Below are 684 nucleotides of genomic sequence, written 5' to 3'. Positions count from 1 at the left end.
TGGCGGTTGAATGATCGGAACTAATGCCATGTAGTTGTATGCAGCTACCGCAATCGCCCCCAATAAGTCTGGCGACAACTTGCTGGCCAAGAAAATCGCTGTTGGCCCATCAGCACCACCGATGATGGCGATCGATGATGCATCTGCCATCGAGAACTCCATCCCTGGCACAAAGTTAAGCAAAATCGCCCCAAACAAGGTCGCAAAAATACCAAACTGCGCTGCCGCCCCTAACCAAAGTGTTTTAGGGTTCGCGATCAATGCGCCAAAGTCCGTCATCGCACCAACGCCCATAAAGATCAACAATGGGAAAACTCCCGATTCGATCCCGATATAGTAGACGTAGTACAACAAACCGCCCGGCTCAGTGAAGCCCGCATTAGGAATGTTAGCTAAGATAGCACCAAAGCCAATTGGCAATAAAAGTAATGGTTCAAAGCCTTTGCGAATCGCTAAAAACAACAGCGTACAGCCAACCAGCATCATGCAGATTTGGCCAAACTCAAAGTTAGCGATCCCTGTTTCTGACCATAAGGTCATCAATCCGTCCATGATACTCCCTTACGCCAAACTGAGAAGAGGTGCACCAACGGTAACGGCATCACCCTCTTTTACGTTCAGTTCTTGAACGATACCACCGCGTGCTGCACGACCTTCCGTTTCCATCTTCATTGCTTCAAGGAT

2 protein-coding genes are annotated in these 684 nt (G+C 48.8%); both read right to left on the bottom strand.

All coding sequences use genetic code 11. The features are described from left to right. The coding region (locus tag R8O10_RS25320; protein ID WP_318191969.1) for a sodium ion-translocating decarboxylase subunit beta at positions 1-552 on the bottom strand (552 nt) is incomplete at its 3' end. A gap of 9 nt (positions 553-561) precedes the next feature. Beyond that, positions 562-684 (bottom strand): biotin/lipoyl-containing protein (locus R8O10_RS25315; RefSeq protein WP_318191970.1); only part of this gene is annotated, 123 nt, incomplete at its 5' end.

This window comes from Vibrio sp. 1727 (assembly GCF_033344415.1).
Lineage (GTDB): Bacteria > Pseudomonadota > Gammaproteobacteria > Enterobacterales > Vibrionaceae > Vibrio > Vibrio alginolyticus.
Note: the sequence above shows the minus strand (reverse complement) of the source record. Positions and strands in the feature narration are given on the sequence as shown.